Here is a 24,368-nt window from a genome sequence, read left to right as displayed (position 1 = left end):
GACGCGGGCCCTCTTCGCGCCGAGGTGATTCCCCGTGATTCGCGTCGTGACGTTGGACCCCTTCGACGACAAGCAGCTCGCCAAGCTCAACCGCACGCTCTACACGGCGTTCGGCGTGGGCAGCGAGCACTCCGGCAGCGCCGAAATCCCCCCGGGGCTGGGCGAGCCGCTGGACGCCGAGAAGCTGCTGGACCAGGTGAAGGGCATCCGCGCCTATCAGGACGACAAGGTGCTGCTGCTCACCACGCGCAAGCTCAAGGAGCGCGAGCTGCCCAGCGGCGTGGCCCCCACCCCGGGCTTCGCGCGCCAGGGCAAGGACCGCTCCATCATCTCGCTGCAGCCGCACAAGGACCTGGAGACGGGCTTCAAGCCCGTGGCGCGGCAGGCGCTGCACCAGCTCGGCCACCTGTGGGAGCTGCACCACTGCCTGGACCCGCGGTGCTCGATGTATCCGCCCTGGACGCCGTCGTTCTCCCAGGGTGAGCCCATCTTCTGCACCTTCTGCCGGGAAAAGAGCGAGCAGAAGATTCGTCTTGCGAAGTCCTAGCCTCCCACGCGCGCTGCCCCTCCTGGAGCTGGGGGGCCTGCTGCTCGTCGCGCTCCTGTGCCTGCTCTTCCACCTGCGGCTGCCGGGCAAGCTCCCCACCGAGGAGGGCTATCGCGCGGTGGCCCGGCGGCTCCAGTCGCAGGCCCGCCCCGGTGACGCGGTGCTGCTGTTCCCCTGGTGGACGGAGCGCGCGCGCCTGTTCGTGCCTCCGGGCCTGCCCGTCTACGGCTACCTGGGCTCGGACACCGACGACCTGTCCGCGCACCCGCGCGTCTGGGTGCTGGGACAGCCGGAGCTGCCGCGCTCGGACGAGGCGGCCTTCCTGAAGGACTTCCTGCCCCAGCGCCGCGCTTTGGGGGAACCCGAGCGCGAGGGCTCGCTGACGCTGACGCTCTACGAGAACGGGCGCCACCGGCCGCGCCGCTTCACGGCCTCCGACGTCGTCTCCCGCGCGCGGGTGTACCTGGAGTCGGACGACGGCGCGCGACAGGCGTGTCCCTTCAACGGCTCGGCGCACCGCTGCCCCGGCCAGGGCAATATCTACGTGGCAGCCGAGTGGCACGAGGTCCTCTATGAGCCGCGCCACTGCCTGTGGATGCCCGCGCCGCCGGGAGACCAGAAGCTGGTGGCGGAGTTCGACGGCGTGCCCGGCGACGTGGGGCTGCGGCTCGAGGGCGGCATCATCTTCGAGTACGCCTTCCCCAAGGACGCGCAGCTGACGACGGCGCTGCTGGGCGTGGACGACGCGGCGAGCGGCGAGCGACTGCTGGACGTGGCGATCGCGCCGGGCCAGGAGGGCATGAAGAAGGCCGAGGTGCGGCTGCCCCCGGGCGCGCCGCGCACGGTGAAGGTGTGGGTCCGCTCGCGCAATCCGGACCGGCGGCAGGTGTGTCTGGACGTGCTGGCGGTGGAGCCGGCGGTGGGAGTGAAGGGATGACGGGCAGGCCGGCGACCCGCGAGGAGAAGCGCTGGGCGTGGGCGCTGTGGGCCCTGGCCTTCGTGGCGCTGTGGTGGACCGAAGGCCACGTGGGCTTCACTCGCGACGAGAGCGTCTACTTCGCCGCGGCGGAGGGGTACGCGGGCTGGTTCCGCCAGCTGTTCCAGTCGCCGACGCGGGCGCTGACGGACGCGGCCATCGTCCGCGCGTGGGACTACAACCACGAGCACCCCGTCCTGATGAAGACGCTGTTCGGGCTGAGCCACCTGCTCTTCCACGACACGCTGGGGTGGATGCGCTCGGCCGCCGCGTTCCGGCTGCCGGCGTTCGCGCTGGCGGCGCTGGTGCCCGCGCTGAGCTTCCTGTTCGGCAGCGCGCTGTACGGCCGCGCCGCGGGGCTGTTCGCCGCGCTCGCGTTCATGCTGGTGCCGCGCCAGTACTTCAACGCGGAGCTGGCGTGCTTCGACGTGCCGGTGGCCGCGCTGTGGCTGCTCGTCGTGTACTGCTTCTGGCGCGCGCTGGAGGACGTGCGCTGGGGCGTGGCGTGCGGCGTGGCCTTCGGCCTGGCGCTGACGGCCAAGCACAACGCGCTGTTCCTCCCCTTCGTGCTGACGCCCTTCGCGCTGTGGCGCGCGTGGGAGGCGAGCGGGACGGAGCCCCAGGCGCGCGGGTGGCTGCTGCGCTTCGTCGGCCTGTTCGCCTCGGTGGCGGTGCTCTACGGGCTGCTCATCCTGTCGCTGGGCGGCGGCGAGGGCTTCCAACGGAAGTTCTTCCTGCTCAGCCCCCACACGCTGTTGTTCATGGGGCTGGCCGTCGGCGGCACGTGGCTGCTCAAGGGCGTGGAGAAGGTGAACGCACAGGTGACGCGGGCGCTCGTCCCCATCGCGGCGATGGCGGTGCTCGGCCCCATCATCTTCTACCTGCACTGGCCCTACCTCTGGCACCACCCGGTGGACCGCACCGCGTGGTACCTGGCCTTCCACGCGAAGCACAACCACTACGCCTGGTTCTACCTGGGCACGCTCTTGCGCGAGCCCCCCTTCCCGCTCGCGTACGTGCTGGTGAAGACGGCGCTCACGGTGCCCACCAGCCTCTTCGCGCCCATGGTGACGGGCTTCCTCGCGCTCGCGGGCCGGGGGGTGCTGGGGCAATGGGAGCGCACGCGCGCGTGGGTGCGGCCGGTGACGATGGTGGAGGCGCTGGTGGGGGTGAACGCGGTGACGTCCATCCTCATCATCAGCCACCCCCAGGTGCCGCACTTCGGCGGGGTGAAGCACTGGTTCCCGTCCATGGTGTTCCTGGGCCTGCTCGCGGGACAGGCGGTGTCGCGCGGCTCGACGGCGCTCCTGGAGCGGCTGCGCGAGAAGAAGCCCTCGGTGCCCGCGCTCGCCGTGCTCGCGCCCGTGTTCGCGGTGCTGCTGGCGCCCGCGCTGGTGTACTCGGCGCGCGTGTTCCCCTACGGGACGGCGGCGTACTCGGAGCTGGCCGGAGGGCTGCCCGGCGCGGCGACGCTGGGGATGCAGCGGCAGTTCTGGTCCAGCCACGTCACCGGCGTGCTGCCGTGGATCAACGAGCACGCGAAGCCGAACGCACGGCTATTCCTGCATGAGGTGCACGGCGGCTCGTTCCGCGACTACCAGCGCAACGGGATGCTCCGGCCGGACCTGCGCGCGGTGGGCAGCCCCTTCGAGGCGGACATCGTCGCGTACCAGTACCACCAGGAGTTCCGCGAGTACGAGTTCCAGACGTGGCAGGCGTTCAACACGCGCACGCCGGCGACGGGGCTGTACCTGGACGAGACCCCGCAGGTCATCGTCTACGTGCGGCCCGAGCCTCGCTGAGCCGCGACGAGGCCCCCGTGATGACCCACGGGGCCCTCGCTCACGGGTGACGCGGGCGCTACGGAGTCAGACACCCCGGGCCCGCCGAGCAATCCGAGCACCAGGCGCTGGACTCGTAGGACGATTGGCAGACGCCGTCGCCGCAGTAGCCACTGTACGGACAGTCCTCGGGACAGGACTGCGGCTCCAGCCGGAAGCACAGGCCGTTACCACAGACATCGATGAGCCCCTCCGGCTCACTTGGCCGCGCGGCCTCCGGCGCCAGACACCCTGGGCCCGCCGAGCAATCCGAGCACCAGGCGCTGGACTCGTAGGATGATTGGCAGACGCCGTCGCCGCAGTAGCCACTGTACGGACAGTCCTCGGGACAGGACTGCGGCTCCAGCCGGAAACACAGGCCGTTACCACAGACATCGATGCGGGCCTCCTGCTCCCCCAGTTCCTGCTCCAGCGGAGCCTGCGCATCCACACCACCACAGGCCGACAACACCACGAACGACACCACGGCCATCCAGACACGAGTCCATCGCTTCATTCGACGCTCCTCGGGGTGAAGGGAAACAGTCCATCCTAACCACCGGACAAAGGACGACCGCAAACCCTCACACCCACACCCGAAGCGCCTCCTCACCTCCAGCACAAACATCCAACCCGGATGCAAAAGCAACCCGGGAACACCCCTCACGCGCTGGGCACACCTTCCCCACCCTGCTCCCCCGCGAGGAGCACCGGGAGCACATGCAGCACATCGTGCCGGTCGACCTGGCTCCACCCGCGAGTCACCGCCAGGTCGGCCAGCTCCGGTGAGGGCTCGAACGCCAGGGGGAAGCCCACCAGCGCGAGGATCTCCCCGTCGGAGAGGGAGTTGCCCATCGCGAGGGAGCGCTCCAGCGAGGCGCGGTGGAGCGACGCCAGCTCCTGGAGGATGCCCGGCTTGCCCCCGCTGCGGCCAGGCCCCTGGAGCACCTGTCCCGTATAGCGATTGCGTTGGATGGCCATCTGCGCGCCCCGGTACACGTCGATGCCCAGGTCCTCCGCGACCAGATGGACCATCTCGATAGGCCCTCCGGAGACCAGAGCCACCAGGAACCCCTCGGCCTCGAGCATCCGGAGCAGCGGCCGGACGAACCCGAACAGGCGACCTCGCGCCTGGGCCCAGACATCCTCCGCGGCGCGCTCGACGCTGGGGACCGCCACACCCGCGAAGAGCCGCTCCCAGCCCCGGTAGACATCCGCGACGGCGTCGAAGAAGTCCTGTCCGCCCACGTCATGGCGTTCGACCGCCGCCAGGAGTTCGCGCACGACCGTCCCATCACAGACACCGCGCGCCGTCAGCTCACGCACCAGCAAGGCCCCGAGCGTGTCCGGGGTGAGCGTCCCATCCAGGTCGAGCACCGCGAGCCTTCTCATACACAATCCTTCCTGTCGGGCAGGGCCCCTGTCGGAGTCCCTGGCTCCTCCACGAACCAGGACGGAGGACCTCCTCCCCTGGATGTCGGCTCGGAGCGCGACGTGTTGCTCATCGGACGAGCAACCCCGTCGAACACCGTCCTGGCGTCCGCGAGTCATCACCTGAGGCCTCCCAGGTGTCGCCCGGCACGATGCTGCGTCCCCTCGAGGATGGAACCCCCGTCTCCAGGGCGGGGCGGGCGACCCGGGCGCGGTGGGGACGACGTTGGCGGCCTCCGCCCCCCTGTCCACCTTCCGCGAGTCGGGCTCTCGCCCGGAGGGGGACATCCACATGCAGCTGTTCAGGCTTCCGTCGATTCTCGCCGTGTCCGCGGCGCTGTGTTTCTCGGTCGGCTGTTCCAAGCGGGGCTCGCAGTCCCAGGGCGCCGAGCCCCAGGCCAGCACGCAGCCTCCGGCCCCACCCCAGCCGCCACCTTCGATGGCACAGGGCGCGCCGCCGCCCGACGACGCCCACGGCAAGCACCATGGCAAACACCACAAGGGCGTCTCCGAGGCCAACTGCCCCATGGCCGTCCCCGGCGCGGTGGCCCGGGCCGAGGACGTGCCCGAGGGCGTGGCGCTGGTCCTCAGCACGCCGGAGCCCACGCAGGTGGCGGAGCTGCAGCAGCGCAGCCGCCGCATGCTGCACGAGCAGGCCGCCAGCACCCAGCGCGCGCAGGAGACCTCCGTCCTGGACGAGGTGCAGCGCGAGGACCTGGGCGACAGCGACACCGAGGAGCAGTACGGCCGCGATGACAGCGGCACGGGGGGCGCCGGCATGGCGGGCGCGCCGACGATGCCCTCCAGCGCGAGCGTCCAGGACACGCCGGATGGCGTGGTCATCGTCTACACGGCGATGGACCCGTCCCAGCAGCAGCAGCTCAGCAGCGAGGTCCACCAGACGGCGAACGAGATGAAGCCCGGCCAGTGCCCGGGCATGTGAGCCGCGCCTTCTGTCAGCCCCTGCCCCCCGGCGACTTCCGGGGGCGCAGCGCGGCCAGGGCGTAGTCCACCACCGTGTCCGCGTAGGACTCGGAGAGCGGCGCGGTGCGCAAGAGCCAACGGTGGAACAGCGGGCCGAAGAACAGCTCCACGGCGACGTCCAGGTCCACGTCCCGGGCCACCTGCCCCGCCTTCTGCGCCGCGCGCAGCCGCTCCTTGGTGACCTCCAGGTTCGGCCGCAGCAGCGTGTCCACGAACTGCTTCGCCAGCGTCGGGTCCATCTGCGACTCCGCGGTGAGCGCGCGCGAGGGCACCTCGAAGCGCGGTGAGCCCAGCTCGGCGACGGTGGCCCGAATCACGCCCTTCAGGTCCGCCACCACGTCGCCCGTGTCCGGCAGCGGCGCGACGTCCCCGATGAGCGCGGCGAAGGCGTCCAGCACCAGCGCGCCCTTGGTCGGCCACCAGCGATAGATGGTCTGCTTGCCCACCCCCGCCCGCGCGGCGATGGCCTCGATGGTCAGCCGCGTGTAGCCCTGCTCCCCCACCAGCTCCACCACCGCCTTCAGGATGGCCTGGTGCGAGCGCTCACTGCGCCGCCCCGTGTCCGGCGTCTTCGCCTCACTCATGGGGCACACGCTAGCGGGGCGGTGGCGATACGCAACGTCTCGTCTTGACAACAAGCACCCCGGGCCTCATGGTGGCCAAACGAGACGGACCGTCTCGTCTCAATCCAGGAGCCCTTCCATGAAGCGACGCGCCCATATCGCGATGGTCAGCATCCCCGCGCACGGCCATGTGAACCCGAGCCTGGAGGTCTTGCGAGAGCTGGTGGCCCGGGGCCATCGCGTGAGCTACGCCAACGACGCCTCCTTCGCGGAGCCCATCGAACAGACGGGCGCGAAGCTGGTGCCCTATCCGTCGACGCTGCCGCGAGAAGGCGTCGCGGACCGGCAGTGGCCGGAGGACACGATTGGTCAGCTGGAGGTGTTCCTGAAGGACGCGCAGGAGCAGTTGCCCAGGCTGCGCGCGGCCTGGGAGCAGGACCGGCCGGACCTGTTCCTCTACGACATCGCGGGCTACACGGCGCGCATCCTCGCGGAGAACTGGGGGAAGCCCGCCCTCCAGCTCTCCCCCACGTTCGTCGCGTGGGAGGGCTACACCGAGGAGATGGCGCCGATGATGGAGGCGCTGCGCGCGGCCCCGGGTGGCGCGGACTACTACCGTCGCTTCTCCGAGTGGCTGAGGGACTGCGGCGTGGCGGAGACGGACTCCACGCTGTTCGTCGGTCTGCCGCCGCGCTCGCTCGTGCTCATCCCGCGCGCGATGCAGCCGAACGCGGACCGCGTGGACACGCGGCGCTTCACCTTCGTGGGACCGTGTCTGGACGAGCAGCGCGCCCACCAGGGGACGTGGAGCAGGCCCGCGCACGCGAAGAAGGTGCTGCTCATCTCGCTGGGGTCGACGTTCACGAACCAGCCGGCGTTCTATCGCCAATGCATGGCGGCGTTCGGAGATTTGCCTGACTGGCACGTGGTGCTGAACATCGGTCGACATGTCCAGCGCTCGGAGCTGGGGGAGGTCCCCGCCCACTTCGAGGTGCACGCGTGGTTGCCGCAGCTCTCGGTGTTGAAGCAGTCGGATGTCTTCTTCACCCACGCGGGCATGGGCAGCACGCAGGAGGGGCTGTGGTGCGGCAAGCCGATGCTGGCCGTGCCCCAGGCCACCGACCAGTTCGCCAACGCGGACCGCATCGTCGAGCTGGGCGTCGGCTTGCGGCTGGACACGGAGCAGGCCACCGCGGCGGCGCTGCGCGAGGCGTTCCAGCGACTCACCACGGAGCCCCGCTTCGCCGAGCGGGCCGCCGCGATTCAGCGCGAGCTTCGCGACGAGGGAGGGGCGAAGCGCGCCGCGGACCTCATCGAGCAGGCGCTCGGTGGGTGAGGCGCGACGTGCTCCACCGGCCGTCGCCGTGACTCCCGACACGCGCGACGACGAGTCGTGGCAGACTTGTGGGCATGGACGCGCGGGACATCCATCCGAAGTGGGTCGTGAACCTGGTGGATGAGCCGCGGGAGCTGTACCTGTGGCTCGGCTGGTCCTCGCTGGCGGAGCTGCTCGAGGCGATGACCGAGCTGTCGACGACCCCCAACACCTACTTCCGCTTCACCTTCTCGGAGAGCACCCTCGCGAGCCTGGGTGAGCTGCTCGCGCGCGTCGAGGACTGTCATGCGACGCCGGAGCCCTACCGGGCCCACCCTCGTCAGCTCAGCGTCGAGCGGCTCGCCAGCGCGGCGAACGAGGTCCACCAGCAGGCACAGCGTCTCCAGGACAAGCTGGCCGAGCCCGGTTTCGCTCACTCCCTCGCGCTCCAGAAGGTGTTGGCTCCACGAGCCTTCCTCGATGCGTGGGCGACGATTCTCCGCCAGCTCGGCTCGGGGGGAGACGGCCCGCGACCTCCTCTCCTGGGTTGCACGGGTGACGTGGACGTGTCGCTCGAATGGGGGTGGTAGCCTCCTGCGCCACCGCCATGGAAAGCAACGCACCGTCCTCCGCGCAGCCGCTCGCCAGTGACAAGCCCGGGCTGTTCGCGCGCTTCGGTCCTGGCATCCTCGTCGCCGCCACGGGTGTCGGCGCTGGAGACCTGCTCACCGCCAGCCTCGGAGGCTCCGCGGTGGGTGTGTCCATCTTGTGGGCCGCCGCCGTGGGCTCGGTGCTCAAGGGCTTCCTCAACGAGGGCGTGGCCCGCTGGCAGCTCGCCACCGGGACCACCGTGCTGGAGGGCTGGGCCCGCCTGGGCGCGGGCCTGCGCTACGTCTTCTTCATCTACCTGCTCGGCTGGAGCTTCTTCACCGGTGGCGCCCTCATCTCCGCGTGCGGCGCGGCGGGGGATGCGCTGTGGCCCCTGGCCAGTGACCCGGAGACCTCGCGCCGGCTGTGGGGCGTGATTCATTCGTTGGTGGGCCTGGCGCTCGTGGGCCTGGGCGGCTTCCGGCTCTTCGAGAAGCTGATGGCCGCCTGCATCGCGTTGATGTTCGGCGCGGTGCTCTTCACCGCGCTCGCCTCGGAGCCGGACTGGGCCGCCGCCGCGCGCGGACTCGTCGTCCCCTCGCTGCCGGACCAGGGCGCGCCCTGGGTGCTGGGGCTGCTGGGCGGCGTGGGCGGCACGGTGACGATGCTCTCCTACGGCTACTGGATTCGGGAGAAGGGGCGCGAGGGCCCGCGCGGTCTGCGCATCTGTCAGACGGACCTGGCCGTGGGCTACGCGCTCACCGGGATGTTCGGCGCCGCCATGGTCATCATCGGCTCGACGCTCCAGTTGGAGGGCACGGGCCTGCGGGTCGCCACCGTGCTCGCGACGCGGCTGGAGGCCATCATCGGGCCGGTGGGCTACTGGGTGTTCCTGGCCGGCTTCTGGGGCGCCGTGTTCTCCAGCCTGCTGGGCGTCTGGGAGGGCGTCCCCTACCTCTTCGCGGACTTCCTGCGCATCCAGCGCAGAGAGGCCCGGGGCCTCGTGGATCTGCGGACGACGCGCGCGTGGAAGCTGTATCTGGTGGCGCTCTCGCTCGTGCCCCTGCCCATGCTCTGGGCGCCGCTGCAGCGCGCACAGCTCGCGTATGCCGTGGTGGGGGCGCTGTTCATGCCACTGCTCGCCGCCGCCCTTTTGTGGATGAACAACCGGCGGGACTGGGTGGGCTCGCTGCGCAACGGCTGGCTCGTCAACGCCGCGCTCGTCGCCACGCTGGTGCTGTTCGTCATCGTAGGGTTTGACGAAGCGGTCGACGCGCTGCGCAAACTGAGGATCCGCTGAGAGCGGTGCGCGCGGCGGGACACTGGAATGAACGAGGGTTCGGGCTCCGGTGTCGAAGCGCACGGATGTGCACTTACGGTCTTTGTGTCGCGCGGCCTCCAGGCGGGCGGGCGACAGCCCATCCCCCGAGCATGACGCTCGGAGTAGGCTTTCGAACGCGGATGGTGGATCTTCCACGCCCCGGGAGGGACACATGAAGCGCTGGAGCATGGTGCTGGCAGTGGCGGCGATGAGCGTGGGTTGCCAGAACGGCAAGAAAGAGGACCGCGGCACACGGGCGCAGGTCCGCAAGACGGGGCCCGCGACGATGGAGGTCATCCCCTCCGCCGGACAGCTTCCGTACTGCATGCTCTACACGGTGTCGGAGAAGGGCGTCATCCGGCAGCTCACGCTGACGCGGGAGAACCGCTCCATCCGCTGCGACGCGAACAAGCCCGTCGCCAACACCAGCTTCCGCGTCCCGACACAGGAGGGGAAGGTCAAGGTCTACATCTTCTTCTCCGACGAGCGCATCCCCGCGGGCCCCGTCGCGCAGCAGCTCTACGACCTGCGCGGACAGGACCGCATCAGCGCCATGGACCTGCGGCTGCCGGGACGCGTGTTCGTGGAGACGATGGACTTCGTCCCGGAGGAAGGCACCGCGGAGATCACCGGCGCGGTGGTGGGCACCCACGGCGAGGTGACGGACTCGGGCTCCGGCGCCGCGCCGGACCAGGACCTGGGCGCCACGGTGCTCGGCGACGGAGGCACCGCAGGCGCACAGCCGGCGGCCGCGGACGAAGGGACCTGAGCCCGGCACCGAGGAGGACGCGAGACCTCCTCGACGCGTGTCACACCGCCTGAGCGCCACGCGAGCCGGACGCACGGCTCGGCGCGTATCGCTCACGTCGAGCCACACGGGCGCCGGGGCACATCACCCGAGGAGGACGCAGGCCTCCCCGAGTCACCTCCCCTGAATCACCAAGCCTCGCGGGCCATGGCCAACAGGTCGGCCTCCGTCACCTTGCGCGGATTGCTCAGGTGCGAGGCGTCCAGGAAGCCCTTCTGCGCGATGAGCGGCAGGTCCTCCTCGCGCACGCCCACGTCCCGCAGCCGCGCGGGGATGCCGATGGCCGCGTTGAGCTTGCGCACCTGCTCGATGGCGTTGCTCGCGAGCACCTCCTCGCGCGCGTTGGACGTATCGCCCATCGCCACCGCCACGCGGGCCAGCCTGGCCGTGCTCGCCGCGCGGTTGAACTCCATCACCACCGGCAGCACCACCGCGTTGGCCAGGCCATGGTGCACGCCGGAGATGGGCGTCAGCGCATGCGCCAGCGCGTGACACGCGCCCAGGCCCTTCTGGAAGGCCATGGCCCCCTGCATCGCGGCCACCATCATGTCCGTGCGCGCCGCCAGGTTCGTCCCCTCGCGCACCGCCGTCACCAGCGAGCGGCTCACGCGGTGGATGCCGTCGATGGCCACCGCGTCCGCCAGCGGATGGAAGCCCTGCGACAGGTACGCCTCCAGGCAGTGCGTGAAGGCGTCCATGCCCGTGGCCGCGGTGACTCCCGGAGGCAGCCCCAGCGTCAGCTCCGGGTCCACGATGGCGGCGCCCGGCAGCAGGTGCGGACTGAAGATGACCGTCTTGCGCCCCGTGTCCTCCAGCGTCACCACGCCCGAGCGCCCCACCTCCGAGCCCGTGCCCGCGGTGGTGGGAATGGCGATGAGCGGCGGCAGGTCGTCCTTCACGTACTGGTCGCCGCCCTTGGCGTCGTCGTAGCGGCTGAGCGGCGGCTCGTGCGTGGTGAGCAGCTGCACCAGCTTGCCCGCGTCCAGCGCGCTGCCTCCGCCCAGGGCGATGAGCCCGTCGCAGTCGTTCTTCCGGTAGACCTCCAGGCCCGCGAAGACGTCCTTCTCCGTGGGGTTGGGCTCCACCTTGTCGAAGACCGCGCACGGCAGGCCCGCCGTCTTGAGCACCTCCAGCACGCGGGAGACCAGGCCCGCCTTCACCACGCCCGCGTCCGTCACCAGCAGCGGGCGCTTCATCTTCAGCCGCTGCGCCTGGGCGGGCAGCCGCTGGAGGGCCCCCGCGCCGAGCACGATGCGGGTGGGCCACGCCATCTCGGTGACACGGGGCTCGGTGGGGATGTCGAACGGCTTCATCTCGGGTTCCTCCCTCGGGCTCATCAGATGAGCTCCAGGTAGCGCTCCAGCTCCCAGTTGGTGACGGCGCGCTCGTACTGGCGCACCTCCCATTCGCGCGTGCGCACGAAGTGGTCCACGAAGCCCTCGCCCAGCAGCTCCCGGGCGCGCTCGCTCTGCTTCAGCAGCGTCACCGCGTCCTTGAGGTTGCGCGGCAGGGGCGCGGCCTCGTGGGACGCGTACGCGTTGGCGTTGCACGCGGGTGGCGGCTCGATTTCGTTCTCGATGCCCCACAGGCCCGCGGCCAGGCTCACCGCCATGCCGATGTACGCGTTCATGTCCGCGCCCAGCTGGCGGTACTCGATGCGCATCGCCTTGGCGCTCTCGCCGATGACGCGCACCGCGCAGGTGCGGTTCTCCAGGCCCCACGCCGCGGTGGTGGGCGCCCAGGTGTTCTCCACGCTGCGCTTGTAGCTGTTGATGGTGGGCCAGTAGAGCGCCGTCAGCTCCGGCATCAGGGCAATCTGCCCGCCGATGTAGTGCCGCATCAGCCGGCTCATCCCGTGCGGCGCGCCCTCTTCATGGAAGAGGTTGCGCTCACCCTTCGGGTCCCACAGCGACTGGTGCACGTGCCCCGAGCAGCCCGGCAGCTTCGCGTTCACCTTCGCCATGAAGCACGCGGACAGGCCCTGGCGCGCGCACAGCTCCTTCACCACCGTCTTGAAGAGCGCCGCCTTGTCCGCCGAGCGCTCCACGTCGTCATACCGGATGGCCGCCTCGAACACGCCGGGGCCCGTCTCCGTGTGGAAGCCCTCGATGTCCAGCCCGAAGCCGTTGCATCCGTCGATGAGCGAGTGCACCAGCGGCGCGTTGAGCGACGTGCGCAGCCACGAGTAGCCGAACATGCCCGGCGTCAGCGGCGTCAGCTCCTGGAAGCCCTTCTCCCGGAGCGTGTGCGGCTGCTCCTTGAAGATGAAGAACTCGTACTCGGCGCCGAAGCGCGGCAGGTAGCCCTGCTCCCGCGCGCGCGCCGCGACCTTCTGCAGCAGCTGCCGCGGGCTCGCCTCGAACGGGGTGCCGTCCGGGTTGACGAAGTCCAGCAGGAACGCCGCGGTGTCCGGCTCCCACGGAATCATCCGCCCCGTGGACAGGTCCACCGTGGCGTGCGCGTCCGGGTAGCCGGTGTGCCAGCCCGTCACCTGCGTGTTGTCGAGCAGTTCGTCGCTCAAGTCCCAGCCGAAGACGACGTCACAGAAGCCCAGCCCGCTCTTGGCGGCGCTGAGGAACTTGTCCACGGAGATGTACTTGCCGCGCCAGACGCCATCGATGTCGACGGCGCCGACCTTCACCTTCTTCGCGCCGCGCTCGTCCAGCCAGCGCCGCATCGAGTCCGCGCCACCCGAGTCCCGGGGCACGGCGGCGCCGCGCACCGGCCCCCCGCGCTCCTTCGCGCGAGCCCTGCGAGCCACGGCCGGGTGCGTGAGTACCTTCGCCTTGGAACGGGTCGGCATCGGGACCTTCCTTCGTGGGGTGAGGGAATGCTCAGGTGTCCGTGGGCAGCTTCGTCCACACCGCCTTCGTCTGGAGGTAGCCCTCCAGCGCGTGGTGCGACAAGTCACGGCCCCAGCCGGACTCCTTGTAGCCGCCGAACGGCGCGGCATCGTCGAACTCGTTGAAGCAGTTGATCCACACCACGCCGCTCTTCACCTTGCGAGCCAGCGCGTGTGCCTTCGCCACGTCGCGCGTCCACAGCGACGCGGCCAGCCCGTAGAGCGTGCCGTTGGCCAGCTCCAGCGCCTGCGCGTCGTCCTTGAAGCGCATGCACGCGAGCACCGGGCCGAAGATCTCCTCCTGGGCGATCTTCATGTCCGGCTTCACGTCGCCGAAGACGGTGGGCTTCATGAAGCAGCCCTTCGCCTTGGCGCTCTCCGTGTCGCGCTCGCCGCCCGCGAGCAGCCGCGCGCCCTGCTGACGCCCGCTCTCCACGTAGCCCAGGATGGTGTCGAGCTGCTTCTGGCTCACCTGCGCGCCCATCTCCGTGGACGGGTCCAGCGGGTCACCCACGCGCAGCTTCTTCGCGCGCTCGGCGAGCCGGCCCACGAACTCGTCGTAGACGCTGTCCTGCACCAGCACGCGGCTGCCCGCGTTGCACGTCTCACCCTTGTTGCCGAAGATGCCCCAGAAGCACGCCTCCACCGCGCGGTCCATGTCGGCGTCGGCGAAGACGACCTGGGGGCTCTTGCCGCCCAATTCCAGCGTCAGCTTCTTCAGGTTGCTGCCCGCCGACGCCTGCATCAGCCGGCGCGCGGTGCGCCCCGAGCCGGTGAAGGAAATCTTGTCCACGTCCGGGTGGCGCGCGAGCGCCTCGCCCGCGGGGTCTCCGTAGCCGGGCACCACGTTGAGCACGCCGGGCGGGAAGCCCGCCTCCAGCGCCAGCGCGCCCAGCTTCATCGCCGTGAGCGGCGTCATCTCGGAGGGCTTCACCACCACGGTGCAGCCGGCGGCGAGCGCGGGGCCCAGCTTCCAGCACAGGATGCACGTGGGATAGTTCCAGGGGACAATCAGGCCCGCCACGCCCACCGGCTCCTTGAGCACGTAGGTGTGGAAGGGCCCGTCCACCGGCAGCACCTCGCCATGCACCTTGTCCGCCCAGTCCGCGAAGTACGCGAGCGTGCCGGCGCCCGGCGCCACGTCCCCACGGATGGCGTCGCGGAAGGTCTTGCCGTTGTTGAGCGACTCGACGAGCGCGAACTCCTCGCGCCGCTGCCAGAGCAGGTCGGAGAGCTTGCGGATGAGCTTGCCGCGCTCGCGGGCGGACATCTTGCTCCACGGGCCGGACTCGAACGCGCGCCGGGCGGCCTTCACCGCGCGGTCCACGTCCGCCGCGGTGGCGCTGGGCACGTCGCACACCTTCTCACCCGTGGCGGGGTTCACCACCGGGAAGGTGCCCCCTTCGATGGGGTCCACACCCTGTCCGTCGATGAGCAGCTGCAGGACGGGAAGCCGTGGGGAGAGGGAGCGTGCATCAATCATGGGGATTCCTCGGGGCGCACGGGGGCGTTCCAGACGGATTGGCCAGGAGCGAACACAGGTGGCACGACAGGGTAGGAATGACGTCCAGACGCGGCAACCTGCGGCGGTGAAGAACGTCTTGTTGCTGAAAGCCGGCGAGGCGGCCGTGTCCGTGCGCCTCAGTGTGGGTGATTACGAGCAGTGGTTCCTGCGCACCATTGGACTGGAGGGTCATCGCTTCGACATCCTCCCCGTGCACCGCGACGCGCCGCTGCCCCGCGACGCGCGCGCGTATGACGCGGTGATGATGACGGGCTCACCGCTGTCGGTGACGAAGCTCGAGCCCTGGATGGAGCGCGCCGCGGACTTCATGCTGAGCGCCGCCGAGGCGGGCACGCCGGTGCTCGGCGTGTGCTTCGGTCACCAGTTGCTCGCGCATGCGTACGGCGGACAGGTGGCGCGCAATCCGCGCGGCCGGGAGACGGGCACGGTGCAGGTGCGCCTCACCGAGGAGGGACGCCGGGACGCGCTGTTCGACGGCGTGCCGGAGCTCTTCGCCACCCAGGCCACGCACGAGGACATCGTCACGCGCATGCCCGAGGGCGCGAGGGTGCTCGCGGGCAACGACAATACGGCCACGCAGGCGCTCGCCTTCCGCCCCAAGGTCCGGGGCGTGCAGTTCCACCCGGAGGCGGGCCCCGACGCACTGCGCGCCGTCATCGACGCCCGGCGCGAGGGGCTGGAGAAGGAGGCGCTGGCGCGGGGGCGTGCGCCCGGCGAGGAGGTGCCGAGGCTGCTGGCGGGCCTTGCTCCCACTCCCTTCGGGCGCCGAATCCTGATGAACTTCCTGGAGCGCTTCACCTGACCCGCTTCCCGAGGCCTCCCTTGCCACGCATCCTCCTGTCCATCCTGCTCGCCCTCCTCGTCACCTCCTGCTCGGATGGGAACCCGTGCGACCAGGCGCCTCGCTGTGACGAGGGGGAGGCGCTCAACTGTGAGACGGCCTGCACCGTGGGCCCCTGCTCCACCGGCCCCGTCTTCCAGCAGTGCGACCGGGGCGCCACGTGCACCGTCGTCGCCGGAGACCGGAGCGACGCGCGCTTCTATCGCTCACGGGCCGTGTGCGCGCTGAGCCTGACGGCGTGTGACCCGGCGACGGCGCCCGAGCCGGTGTGCGAGGACGGGCGCTTCGTCACCGGCTGCGGCGCGCACCGCCGGGACATCCGGGTCTTCTGCTCGCAGTCGGCGCTGTACTTCGACCAGGTGCCCGCCTGCTGCATCACCGGCCCCGGGGATGGTGGCACGGACGCGGGGACGGGGGATGGTGGGATTCCCGACGCGGGCCCGGGAGGCGCGGACGCGGGACGTTGAGCAGATAGCGTTCGCGGTTCGCGAGCGCCCCGCACCGCCTGCATCGGGTGGCGGGAATCCACAGGTTGAGCCCGGACGGCGCCTCGCGCGTCGCTCGAGTGCGCCATGAAACGTTTCCTGCCGCGCTATCGCCGGTGGAGCCGCCGGCTCAAGAGCCTCATCGGCCAGCTCCACCTGGACGCGGACGCCAACCGCATCGTCCGGAGGACGGACTTCGCCCACTGCCCCAGGCCCGTGCTGCTGCTCTATGGCTTCTTCAGCACGCGCCGGGTGTTCGAGGTCCTCGAGCAGCGGCTGCGGCGCGAGGGCTACGCCGTGTGGTCCATCCACCTGGGCGGCGCGCTGGACCGCTTCAACACGCACGGCATCGACGCGCTGGCCGAGAAGGTGCGCGAGAAGGTGGAGCGCATGTACGCGCGCTACCCGCACATGGGGCCCTTGAGCATCATCGGCCACTCGAAGGGCGGCCTCATCGGCACGTACTACGTGAAGCGCCTGGGTGGAGACCAACGGGTGCAGAACCTCGTGACGCTGGGCACGCCGCACCAGGGGTGCCCCCTGGCGTACCTGGGATGCGCGACGCTCGGCTGGTTCAGCCGCAGCATGTGGCAGCTCACGCCCGTGTCCCCCTTCCTGCGCCAGCTCTCCACCGGCGCGTTCCCCCGGAACGTGCGGGTGTCGTCGCTCTACTCACGCACGGACGAGGTGACGCCGTGGACCTCCGCGCGTCTGAAGGTCGACGGGCAGCCCAATGTCTTCAACCACGAGCTGCCCGACGCGGGCCATGGGGAGCTGCTCACCCGCAAGTCCGTCTACCAGGTCATCCGGCGCGAGCTGGCCGCGGGGTATGGCGAGCACGCCCCGGCGCTGCGCGCGCTGCCGCCCTCCGCCTCTTGAGGTAGAGAGGGGGACATGCCCTCGCGGTGGGACCATCTCTTCGACCTGAAGCCCGTCACCCTCCTGGAGCACCTGGTGGAGGAGGTGGCGAAGCTGCTCGCGCAGGACCTGCAGCGCTGGCCGCCGCCGGTGCAGGAGGTGGACCTGGACACCGGAGGCCACTTCGCGCCCCTGTTCACCGAGCCCCGTCCCCGCCCCTCCCCCTCCGTCTACACGGAGGCCCTGCGGCTGACGCGCTGGGAGCTGTCCCACGAGACGGACGCGTATGACGACTACATGCGCCACCAGCGCTACCTGGAGCGCGGCCTGGGCCCCGACGACAGGCTGGCCCTGCTGTTCCTGTCGCGCTGGCTGACGGAGCAGATGCACGGGCTGGGCGAGGCCACCGAGGGGCGGGTGAAGCGCAAGCACATGCACGAGTGCCTGGACCGGCTGGAGCGGAAGCTCCGCCTCCAGCAGCCCTCCGCCTGAGCAGCCCCGCCGGTTGGACCGGGGATGGGGGAAACTTTCCGTCACCCCGGCACCCGGGCGAGCCCCTGCTTGGGGCACGAACGAGAACGTGGGCGAGCGGGCCTTGTCAGCGCGCGGGCGGTGCCATAAGCCCGAGACATGTCGCCGCAGCCCGTGGACTCTCCGCCTCCGACGCCCATCGTCGACCGTCGCCATCGCCTGTGGGTACTGGGGGCCCTGTGGCTCGTGGTGGCCCTGGTCCTGGTGACGTTCCGCTCGGTGGTGATGCCCTTCGCGGGCGCGGCGCTCATCGCCTATCTGGTGCAGCCGCTGGTGTCGCGAATCACGCGGGTGAAGGTGGCCGGGCGGCAGGTGCCGCACTGGGTGGCCATCCTGCTCATCTACGCGGGCTTCTTCGTCGGCGTGTACCTGTTCTTCGTCGCGCTGGTGCCCCAGCTGTACCGGGAGATGGCGCGCGTGAGCCGCGACCTCATGGCGCTGGCCAACACGCTGACGCCCGAGCAGGTGCAGGTGCTCGCGCAGCGCGCGGAGACGTGGCTGAGTGCCCAGGGCATCCCCGTGGCGCTGTCCAACCGCGCGCTGGAGGGCGCGGACGCGGCCGGCGCGGGGCAGTTCAGCCTGGCGTTGGATTTGGAGCAGCTCATGGGGGACGCGGTGAAGCGCGTGGCGTCCCTGGTGCAGGAGAACCTGGGCGACATCGTCAACGTGTCGCGCCGCATCGTCGCCAGCGTGGCCGCGGGCGTCTTCATGCTGTTCTTCATCCTGATGGTGGCGGCCTTCTTCTCCATCGACGGGCAGGCCATCCGCCGCTACTGCGGCACGCTGGTGCCTCCCGAGTACGCGCAGGACGCGCGGCAGCTCGCCGAGCGCCTGGACCGCTCGCTGTCCGGCGTGGTGCGCGGCCAGGTCACCATCTGCGTCGTCAACGGCGCGCTGACCTTCGTGGGGCTCCTGCTCTTCGGCGTGAAGTTCGCGTTCCTGCTGGCGACCATCGCCACGTTCTTCAGCCTCATCCCCATCTTCGGCACCATCCTGAGCTCGGTGCCCATCGTCCTCATCGCGCTGGCGGACGGCTTCCAGAAGGGCGTGGCCATCCTCTTGTGGATCATCGGCATCCACGCGGTGGAGGCGTACTTCCTCAACCCGAAAATCATGGGCCAGGCCGCGCGCATCCACCCGGTCATCGTGGCCTTCTCGCTCATCGCGGGCGAGCGGCTCTTCGGGCTCATCGGCGCGCTCTTCGCGGTGCCCATCACCGCCATCCTCGTGGCGTGCTTCGACTACGCGCGCCTCAAGGCGCAGCCCCAGGCCGTGGTGACGCTGCCGGGCGCCGAGCCGCAGCCGGCCGTCGCCACCCCGGGGCAGCAGACGCCCGCGGCCTGAGGGAGAGGCACGGCCTCACTGACAGGCGGCGGCGCAGCGGTCTCCGCGGCAGATGGGCATGCAGCGCCCGCAGTCGATGGAGCCCTCGGGGCAGCCGCTGGTGCAGCTCACGCCGCGGCAGTTGGGCCCCTCGTCCGCGTGCGTGACGGCCGTTCCCAGCCCGCAGCACGCGTCCGCGACGCAATCGTCGTCTGTGTAACAGGTGCGGCTGGACAGCACCGGCGGCGGGTCCAGCAGTGGCCCCAGGGGGTCCACATCGCATCCCACGGTTCCGAGTGTCACCCCCACGAGGAGGGGAAGCAGGCGGACGAGCATGGGACCCAACATGGGTCCTCCCCGGGCCAATGGCTACCTCTAGCGGTTCATCGAGCCGAGGAAGTCGGCGTTCGTCGCCGTCGGGCGCATGTGCTTGAGCACGAACTCCATCGCGTCGATGGGGGTGAACGGGTGCAGCACCTGGCGCAGCGCGGTGATGCGGACCAGGTCTCCGGGCCCCAGCAGCAGCTCCTCCTTGCGCGTGCCGGACTTGTTGATGTCCAGCGTGGGGAAGATGCGCTTCTCCATCAGCTTGCGGTCCAGGACGATTTCGGAGTTACCCGTGCCCTTGAACTCCTCGAAGATGACCTCGTCCATGCGGCTGCCGGTGTCGATGAGCGCGGTGCCGATGATGGTCAGCGAGCCGCCCTCCTCGATGTTGCGCGCGGCGCCGAAGAAGCGCTTGGGCTTGTGGAGCGCGTTGGCGTCCACGCCGCCGGAGAGGATCTTGCCGGACGCGGGCACCACCGTGTTGTAGGCGCGCGCGAGCCGCGTGATCGAGTCCAGCAGGATGCAGACGTCGTACTTCTGCTCGACCAGGCGCTTGGCCTTGTCGATGACCATCTCCGCCACCTGCACGTGGCGCGTGGCGGGCTCGTCGAAGGTGGAGGAGACCACCTCGCCGCGCACGCTGCGCTCCATGTCCGTGACTTCCTCGGGTCGCTCGTCCACGAGCAGCACGATGAGGTAGACGTCCGGGTGGTTGCGGCTGATGGCGTGCGCGATGTTCTGCAGGAGCACCGTCTTGCCGGCCTTGGGGGGCGCCACGATGAGGCAGCGCTGGCCCAGGCCGATGGGGCAGAACATGTCGATGATGCGCGTGGTCATCTCCGACGACTCGTGCTCCAGCTTGAGCTTGCGCGTCGGATACAGCGGCGTGAGGTTGTCGAACAGGATGCGCTCGCGCGCCGCGTCCGACATCGGGTCCGTGAAGTTGACCTTGTCCACCTTCTGGAGCGCGAAGAAGCGCTCGCCCTCGCGGGGCTGGCGGATGGGGCCCGTCACCGTGTCGCCGGGCCGCAGGTTGAAGCGGCGCACCTGCGACGGGGACACGTAGATGTCGTCCGGGCTGGGCTGGTAGTCGCTGTCCGCGCTGCGCAGGAAGCCGAAGCCGTCGCTGAGCAGCTCCATCACGCCCTCGGCGTGGACCTCGAAGCGCTTGTCCGCGATGCCACCCAGGAGCGCGAAGATGAGGTCCTGCTTCTTCAGACCCTGGTAGTTCTCGATGCCCACGTCGTGGGCCATCCGGGACAGGTCCGTGATCTTCATCCGCTTCAGGTCATTGAGCTTGATGACCTGCATGGGAGCGCCGTCGCGGCTGACCTCCGTGATGGTCGGGGCCTCGGGGGCCTCCGGCGGGGGCGGCAGCGAGGCCGCGGGGGACTCGTCCTCACCAGAGATGCGAGCCTCCTGGAGGTCGTCGTCGCGGACCGGACGGGAGATCGGCGTCAGCACGGGGCGGGGCGGCTCGGCGCTCGCCTCGGCGGCGTCGCCCTCCACCTCGGTGCCCGTGTCCTCGTCACGGCGAGGGGCGCGGCGCGAACGGGACGGCTTCTCGGCTTCCTCCCTGTCGGCGGTCTTCGCCGCCGCGCGCTTGCGACGGGGCTTGTCGTCGGCCTCGACTGGAACAGCGACGTCGGCGGCCTTCTCTCTCGAAGTACGGGCTTTGCGCATGGCTGGGAACGCTTGGGGAGGTGTGGGGTGCCCGAGGACTCGGACGCTCGATTGCCGGGGGAGATGTCCGCTCGGCCTCGGAAGCACCTTCTCCAGTGAGGAGCGACCCTTACCGGAATCCCTGGAGGGGACTGCGCGGGCGCGGGCCGATTGGTTTTGGGGAAGAGATGGCGCCGTCGAAATTCCTGCGCCAGTGAACCGCCGAGGGACGTTATTGACCCCCTCCAGGCCTGTCAAGGCATCTTGAGGGCCACCCTCCGGACTCTTCCTGATGAGCAACATGAGCCCGGCGGCGGACATTTCCCACCCGCCACGGGGCGTCGTGGCTCCCCACGCCAGGACCCGACGAGTCTCTTCGCTGGGGGTGGGCCCGCGCGGGCAGGACTGACGCCCCCCCACCCCGCCCCGCACGACGGGCATCACGCGGGCGCGCCTCACCGCCGGCATGAGGCGGGGCCTACGTGGCGGGGCGTGTGGCCCCGTGCACGCGGCGGACATGGCGGGAGGCAGTCGACGCGATGTCGGGGTGTCGCTCTAGATTGCGCGCCATGGACACGCCCTCACGCGGGGGCGTTTTGGGGTAAGGACCGCCCACCGTGGACGACTTCCAGAAAGCCGAAGCCCGAGCCCGCGAGCTCCGTCGTGAGCTGGCCCACCACAACCACCGCTACTACGTGCTCGACTCGCCGGAGATCAGCGACATCCAGTACGACACGCTGATGCGCGAGCTGCAGGGGCTGGAGGAGCAGCACCCCACCCTGCAGACGCCGGACTCGCCCACCCAGCGCGTGGGCGGCCAGGCCGCGGACGAGTTCGGCCAGGTGGTCCACCGCGTCCCCATGCTGTCGCTCGCCAACCTCTTCGAGGACGAGGGGCTGGTGGAGTTCGACGAGCGCATCCGCAAGATGCTCGGCATCCCCGCCGTCCACTACGTCTGCGAGCCCAAGCTGGATGGGCTCGCGATCGCCCTGCGCTTCGAGAAGGGCCTCTTCGTGCAGGGCGCCACCCGCGGCGACGGCACCACGGGCGAGGACGTGACGGGCAACCTGCGCACCATCCGCAGCCTGCCCATGGAGCTGTTCCCCCAGGACGGGGTGAAGGTGCCCGAGCTCCTGGAGGTGCGCGGCGAGGTCTTCATCCGCAAGGCGGACTTCCAGAAGCTCAACGAGAAGCGCGAGGAGGAGGGCGAGCCGCTCTTCGCCAACCCGCGCAACGCGGCCGCCGGCAGCCTGCGCCAGCTGGACCCGAAGGAGACCGCGCAGCGTCCGCTCTCCGTCTACCTCTACGAGTGTGTCCCCACCGAGGGCGTGCCCGCCTTCAAGACGCACATCGAGAAGCTCGAGTACCTGAAGTCACTGGGCCTGCCCATCAACCGCTACGTGCGCGCGGCGGGCATCGACGGGGTGCGCGCCGCCTATGACGCCTCACTGAAGGGCCGCCACGAGCTGCCCTTCGAGGTGGACGGCATGGTGGTGAAGGTGGACGACGAGGACCAGCGCAAGCGCCTGGGCCAGGTCTCCAAGAGCCCGCGCTGGGCGGTGGCGTACAAGTTCCCGCCCGAGGAGGAGTCCACGCTGGTGCAGGACATCGGCATCCAGGTGGGCCGCACCGGCGCCCTCACGCCCGTGGCGCACCTGAAGCCCGTGAAGGTGGGCGGCGTCACCGTGGCGCGCGCCACGCTGCACAACGAGGACGAGCTGCGGCGCAAGGACGTGCGCAAGGGCGACACCGTCTTCGTGCGCCGCGCGGGGGACGTGATTCCGGAGATCGTCTCCACGGTGCTCTCCAAGCGCCCCGAGGACTCCAGGCCCTTCGAGTTCCCCAAGCACTGCCCGGTGTGCGGCGCGGTGGCGGTGAAGGACGAGGACGGCGCCGTCATCCGGTGCACCGGCGCGTCCTGCCCCGCGCAGCTGGTGGAGAAGATCCGCCACTTCGCCAGCCGCATCGCCATGGACATCGAGGGCCTGGGCGACAAGCTGGCCGCGCAGCTGGTGGCCACCGGCACCGTGAAGACGTTCGCGGACCTGTACGCGCTCACCAAGCCCAAGCTGATGACGCTCGAGCGCATGGGCGACAAGAGCGCGGAGAACCTGCTGGCCTCCATCGAGCGCTCCAAGACGACCACCCAGCGCCGCTTCCTCTACGCGCTGGGCATCCGCCACGTGGGGGACGCCACCGCCAAGGCGCTCGCGGAGGCCTTCCCCCAGGTCAAGCAGCTCTTCGACGCGTCCCTGGAGGACGTCTCCCGCGTCAAGGACGTGGGCGCGGTCATGGCACAGGTCATCCACACCTTCTTCCAGGAGCCCCAGAACCGCGAGGCCATCCTCGCGCTGCTCAACGCCGGGGTCGCACCCGCCCCGCCCCAGGTGGCCACGGGAGGCCCGTTCATTGGTAAGACGGTGGTGCTCACCGGCTCGATGACGGGTATGACGCGGGAGCAGGCGAAGGAGGAGGTCGAGCGGCGGGGTGGGAAGGTCGCCGGAAGTGTCTCGCGCAAGACCGATTTCGTGGTGGCCGGCGACGATGCGGGCAGCAAGCTGAAGAAGGCCCAGGAACTCGGGGTAAGAATCCTGGATGAGGAAGCGTTCCTCGGGCTGTTGCGAGCGGACGCCTAGAGGGTGAGGCATTCGGTTCATGAGCGGTTCCAGGCGGGTGTCCCTGCGCATCCAGGGCAAGGTGCAGGGCGTCTTCTTCCGGGAGAGCGCCCGCGTGGAGGCCACGCGCCTGGGGCTGTCGGGCTGGGTGAGGAACCGCTCGGAGGGCTCGGTGGAGGCGGTGGCGGAGGGAGAGCCTGAGATGCTGGAGGAGTTCATCCGGTGGTGTCACCGAGGTCCCGAGCAGGCGCGCGTCACCGGCGTCGAGCGCACGGACGGCGAGGCCACCGGCGAGTACCGTCACTTCATCGTGGAGCGCACATCATGACGCCCTACGCGCTGGCATCCCTGCCGGCCATGCTGGGCATCCGGGCCGGGTCCAAGGTCTCCGTCATCAACCCGCCGCGCGGCTTCGTGCAGAAGCTCAATCCGCTGCCGGACGGGGTGGAGTTCCTCATCACCGCGCAGACGGGCCTGGATGTCATCCTCTTCTTCTCCCAGGACGCGACGGAGCTGGTGCAGCGGCTGCCCGCCCTGGCGCGCGCCATGGCCCTCACCGGGGGCATCTGGGTCTGCTGGCCCGGCGGCGAGGGCGTCAAGACGACCCTCTCCGAGGACTTCGTGCGCCAGGCGGCGCTCGACATCGGCCTGGTGGACAACAAAATCTGCACCATCGACGCCACCTGGACGGGCCTGAGGCTGGTGCGCAGGCCCCGCGGGCGGCTGGACAAGCCCGAGGGCCGCAAGCAGGCCCCCGCCCAGGCCTGAGACCTGCCAGGGAGGCACCCGGCATCTGCCCGACAGTGGATGGATGCCGTTTCTCGGCTTTACACGTGTGCCGGGGGCGTGAAAAACTCCCCGTGTTTCTGGGCGCTTGTGTGACGCTCCGCATTGGCGAAGGTCACGCCCAGTCTTGAATTTTTGACGGGTTGCGTTCCCGGATACCTCCGGGCGCGTCGGCTGCGCCGGGGCTCCAAGTCGCCCCCCCAAGGTGACCCACTGCAGG

At 70.2% G+C, this 24,368-nt stretch carries 24 protein-coding genes; 16 read left to right on the top strand and 8 right to left on the bottom strand.

All coding sequences use genetic code 11. The annotated features are described in order from the left end of the window. Positions 1-34 precede the first annotated feature (34 nt). From VZQ01_RS30570 to VZQ01_RS30560, 3 genes are read left to right on the top strand one after another with little or no spacing between them, the layout of a single operon-like run. Positions 35-547: a hypothetical protein gene (locus tag VZQ01_RS30570; RefSeq protein ID WP_046715518.1), complete on the top strand. Its 513-nt coding sequence runs from the start codon at positions 35-37 to the stop codon at positions 545-547. Then, positions 534-1,484, top strand: coding sequence for a hypothetical protein (locus tag VZQ01_RS30565; protein WP_426745373.1), 951 nt, complete (start codon positions 534-536; stop codon positions 1,482-1,484). Before VZQ01_RS30570 ends, VZQ01_RS30565 begins: the two co-directional genes overlap by 14 nt. After that, entirely contained in the window at positions 1,481-3,325 is a 1,845-nt protein-coding gene (locus VZQ01_RS30560; protein WP_426745372.1) for an ArnT family glycosyltransferase, read from the top strand. Before VZQ01_RS30565 ends, VZQ01_RS30560 begins: the two co-directional genes overlap by 4 nt. 58 nt (positions 3,326-3,383) lie before the next feature. Here VZQ01_RS30560 and VZQ01_RS30555 read toward each other — a convergent pair whose 3' ends face one another. Together VZQ01_RS30555 and VZQ01_RS30550 are read right to left on the bottom strand one after the other, a co-directional pair. Beyond that, complete coding sequence (locus VZQ01_RS30555) at positions 3,384-3,860, bottom strand: hypothetical protein (protein ID WP_426745371.1); 477 nt, start codon at positions 3,858-3,860, stop codon at positions 3,384-3,386. Between the two features lie 146 nt (positions 3,861-4,006). After that, positions 4,007-4,735: an HAD family hydrolase gene (locus tag VZQ01_RS30550; protein ID WP_426745370.1), complete on the bottom strand. Its 729-nt coding sequence runs from the start codon at positions 4,733-4,735 to the stop codon at positions 4,007-4,009. A 331-nt stretch (positions 4,736-5,066) separates the two neighbouring features. On the opposite strand from VZQ01_RS30550, the gene VZQ01_RS30545 reads away from it, so the two are divergent. Continuing rightward, positions 5,067-5,717, top strand: coding sequence for a hypothetical protein (locus tag VZQ01_RS30545; RefSeq protein WP_223748259.1), 651 nt, complete (start codon positions 5,067-5,069; stop codon positions 5,715-5,717). Between the two features lie 13 nt (positions 5,718-5,730). Here VZQ01_RS30545 and VZQ01_RS30540 read toward each other — a convergent pair whose 3' ends face one another. Next, a complete protein-coding gene (locus VZQ01_RS30540; protein ID WP_223748258.1) occupies positions 5,731-6,342 on the bottom strand; it encodes a TetR/AcrR family transcriptional regulator in 612 nt (203 codons plus the stop codon). A gap of 118 nt (positions 6,343-6,460) precedes the next feature. Here VZQ01_RS30540 and VZQ01_RS30535 point away from each other — a divergent pair, with 118 nt between their 5' ends. The 4 genes from VZQ01_RS30535 (at position 6,461) to VZQ01_RS30520 (ending at position 10,314) form a co-directional block, all read left to right on the top strand. Further along, positions 6,461-7,657, top strand: coding sequence for a macrolide family glycosyltransferase (locus VZQ01_RS30535; protein WP_426745369.1), 1,197 nt, complete (start codon positions 6,461-6,463; stop codon positions 7,655-7,657). Between the two features lie 74 nt (positions 7,658-7,731). Beyond that, entirely contained in the window at positions 7,732-8,226 is a 495-nt protein-coding gene (locus VZQ01_RS30530; RefSeq protein WP_223748256.1) for a hypothetical protein, read from the top strand. 17 nt (positions 8,227-8,243) lie between these two features. Continuing rightward, entirely contained in the window at positions 8,244-9,524 is a 1,281-nt protein-coding gene (locus VZQ01_RS30525) for an Nramp family divalent metal transporter (protein WP_426745368.1), read from the top strand. Positions 9,525-9,717: 193 nt separating this feature from the next. After that, positions 9,718-10,314, top strand: coding sequence for a hypothetical protein (locus VZQ01_RS30520; protein WP_223748254.1), 597 nt, complete (start codon positions 9,718-9,720; stop codon positions 10,312-10,314). 167 nt (positions 10,315-10,481) lie between these two features. Here the strand turns inward: VZQ01_RS30520 and VZQ01_RS30515 are convergent, their stop codons facing one another. The 3 genes from VZQ01_RS30515 to VZQ01_RS30505 are packed head-to-tail and all read right to left on the bottom strand — an operon-like array spanning position 10,482 to position 14,678. Further along, the gene (locus tag VZQ01_RS30515) at positions 10,482-11,666 is read right to left on the bottom strand and encodes an iron-containing alcohol dehydrogenase (RefSeq protein ID WP_141325637.1); all 1,185 of its coding nucleotides are present in this window, start codon (positions 11,664-11,666) and stop codon (positions 10,482-10,484) included. A 23-nt stretch (positions 11,667-11,689) separates the two neighbouring features. Then, positions 11,690-13,156 carry a glutamine synthetase family protein gene (locus tag VZQ01_RS30510; protein ID WP_223748253.1) on the bottom strand — a complete coding sequence of 489 codons (1,467 nt, stop codon included), beginning with the start codon at positions 13,154-13,156 and terminating at the stop codon, positions 11,690-11,692. Positions 13,157-13,187: 31 nt separating this feature from the next. Further along, positions 13,188-14,678, bottom strand: a complete 1,491-nt coding sequence (locus VZQ01_RS30505; RefSeq protein ID WP_223748252.1) for an aldehyde dehydrogenase family protein — start codon at positions 14,676-14,678, stop codon at positions 13,188-13,190. Positions 14,679-14,784: 106 nt separating this feature from the next. On the opposite strand from VZQ01_RS30505, the gene VZQ01_RS30500 reads away from it, so the two are divergent. The 5 genes from VZQ01_RS30500 to VZQ01_RS30480 all read left to right on the top strand — a co-directional run bounded on the left by VZQ01_RS30500 (position 14,785) and on the right by VZQ01_RS30480 (position 18,779). Next, positions 14,785-15,522: a glutamine amidotransferase gene (locus tag VZQ01_RS30500; RefSeq protein ID WP_426749004.1), complete on the top strand. Its 738-nt coding sequence runs from the start codon at positions 14,785-14,787 to the stop codon at positions 15,520-15,522. 20 nt (positions 15,523-15,542) lie between these two features. Further along, complete coding sequence (locus tag VZQ01_RS30495; RefSeq protein ID WP_426745367.1) at positions 15,543-16,028, top strand: hypothetical protein; 486 nt, start codon at positions 15,543-15,545, stop codon at positions 16,026-16,028. Positions 16,029-16,133: 105 nt separating this feature from the next. Further along, entirely contained in the window at positions 16,134-16,925 is a 792-nt protein-coding gene (locus VZQ01_RS30490; RefSeq protein ID WP_426745366.1) for a lipase family alpha/beta hydrolase, read from the top strand. Positions 16,926-16,940: 15 nt separating this feature from the next. Further along, the gene (locus tag VZQ01_RS30485; protein ID WP_223748249.1) at positions 16,941-17,396 is read left to right on the top strand and encodes a hypothetical protein; all 456 of its coding nucleotides are present in this window, start codon (positions 16,941-16,943) and stop codon (positions 17,394-17,396) included. Between the two features lie 138 nt (positions 17,397-17,534). After that, a complete protein-coding gene (locus tag VZQ01_RS30480) occupies positions 17,535-18,779 on the top strand; it encodes an AI-2E family transporter (RefSeq protein WP_223748248.1) in 1,245 nt (414 codons plus the stop codon). A gap of 15 nt (positions 18,780-18,794) precedes the next feature. Here the strand turns inward: VZQ01_RS30480 and VZQ01_RS30475 are convergent, their stop codons facing one another. After that, complete coding sequence (locus tag VZQ01_RS30475) at positions 18,795-19,106, bottom strand: hypothetical protein (RefSeq protein WP_046715533.1); 312 nt, start codon at positions 19,104-19,106, stop codon at positions 18,795-18,797. Positions 19,107-19,133: 27 nt separating this feature from the next. Then, positions 19,134-20,768, bottom strand: a complete 1,635-nt coding sequence (gene rho / locus VZQ01_RS30470) for a transcription termination factor Rho (RefSeq protein ID WP_223748247.1) — start codon at positions 20,766-20,768, stop codon at positions 19,134-19,136. Positions 20,769-21,364: 596 nt separating this feature from the next. On the opposite strand from rho, the gene ligA reads away from it, so the two are divergent. From ligA to VZQ01_RS30455, 3 genes are read left to right on the top strand one after another with little or no spacing between them, the layout of a single operon-like run. Further along, positions 21,365-23,383: an NAD-dependent DNA ligase LigA gene (ligA, locus tag VZQ01_RS30465; protein ID WP_223748246.1), complete on the top strand. Its 2,019-nt coding sequence runs from the start codon at positions 21,365-21,367 to the stop codon at positions 23,381-23,383. 19 nt (positions 23,384-23,402) lie between these two features. Then, complete coding sequence (locus VZQ01_RS30460; protein ID WP_267699889.1) at positions 23,403-23,690, top strand: acylphosphatase; 288 nt, start codon at positions 23,403-23,405, stop codon at positions 23,688-23,690. Then, positions 23,687-24,130, top strand: coding sequence for a DUF3052 family protein (locus tag VZQ01_RS30455; RefSeq protein WP_046715536.1), 444 nt, complete (start codon positions 23,687-23,689; stop codon positions 24,128-24,130). The genes VZQ01_RS30460 and VZQ01_RS30455 overlap by 4 nt, the downstream gene beginning before the upstream one ends. Positions 24,131-24,368 lie beyond the last annotated feature (238 nt).

The sequence above is a fragment of the Myxococcus faecalis genome (genome assembly GCF_050039385.1).
GTDB classification, from domain to species: domain Bacteria; phylum Myxococcota; class Myxococcia; order Myxococcales; family Myxococcaceae; genus Myxococcus; species Myxococcus fulvus.
Note: the sequence above shows the minus strand (reverse complement) of the source record. Positions and strands in the feature narration are given on the sequence as shown.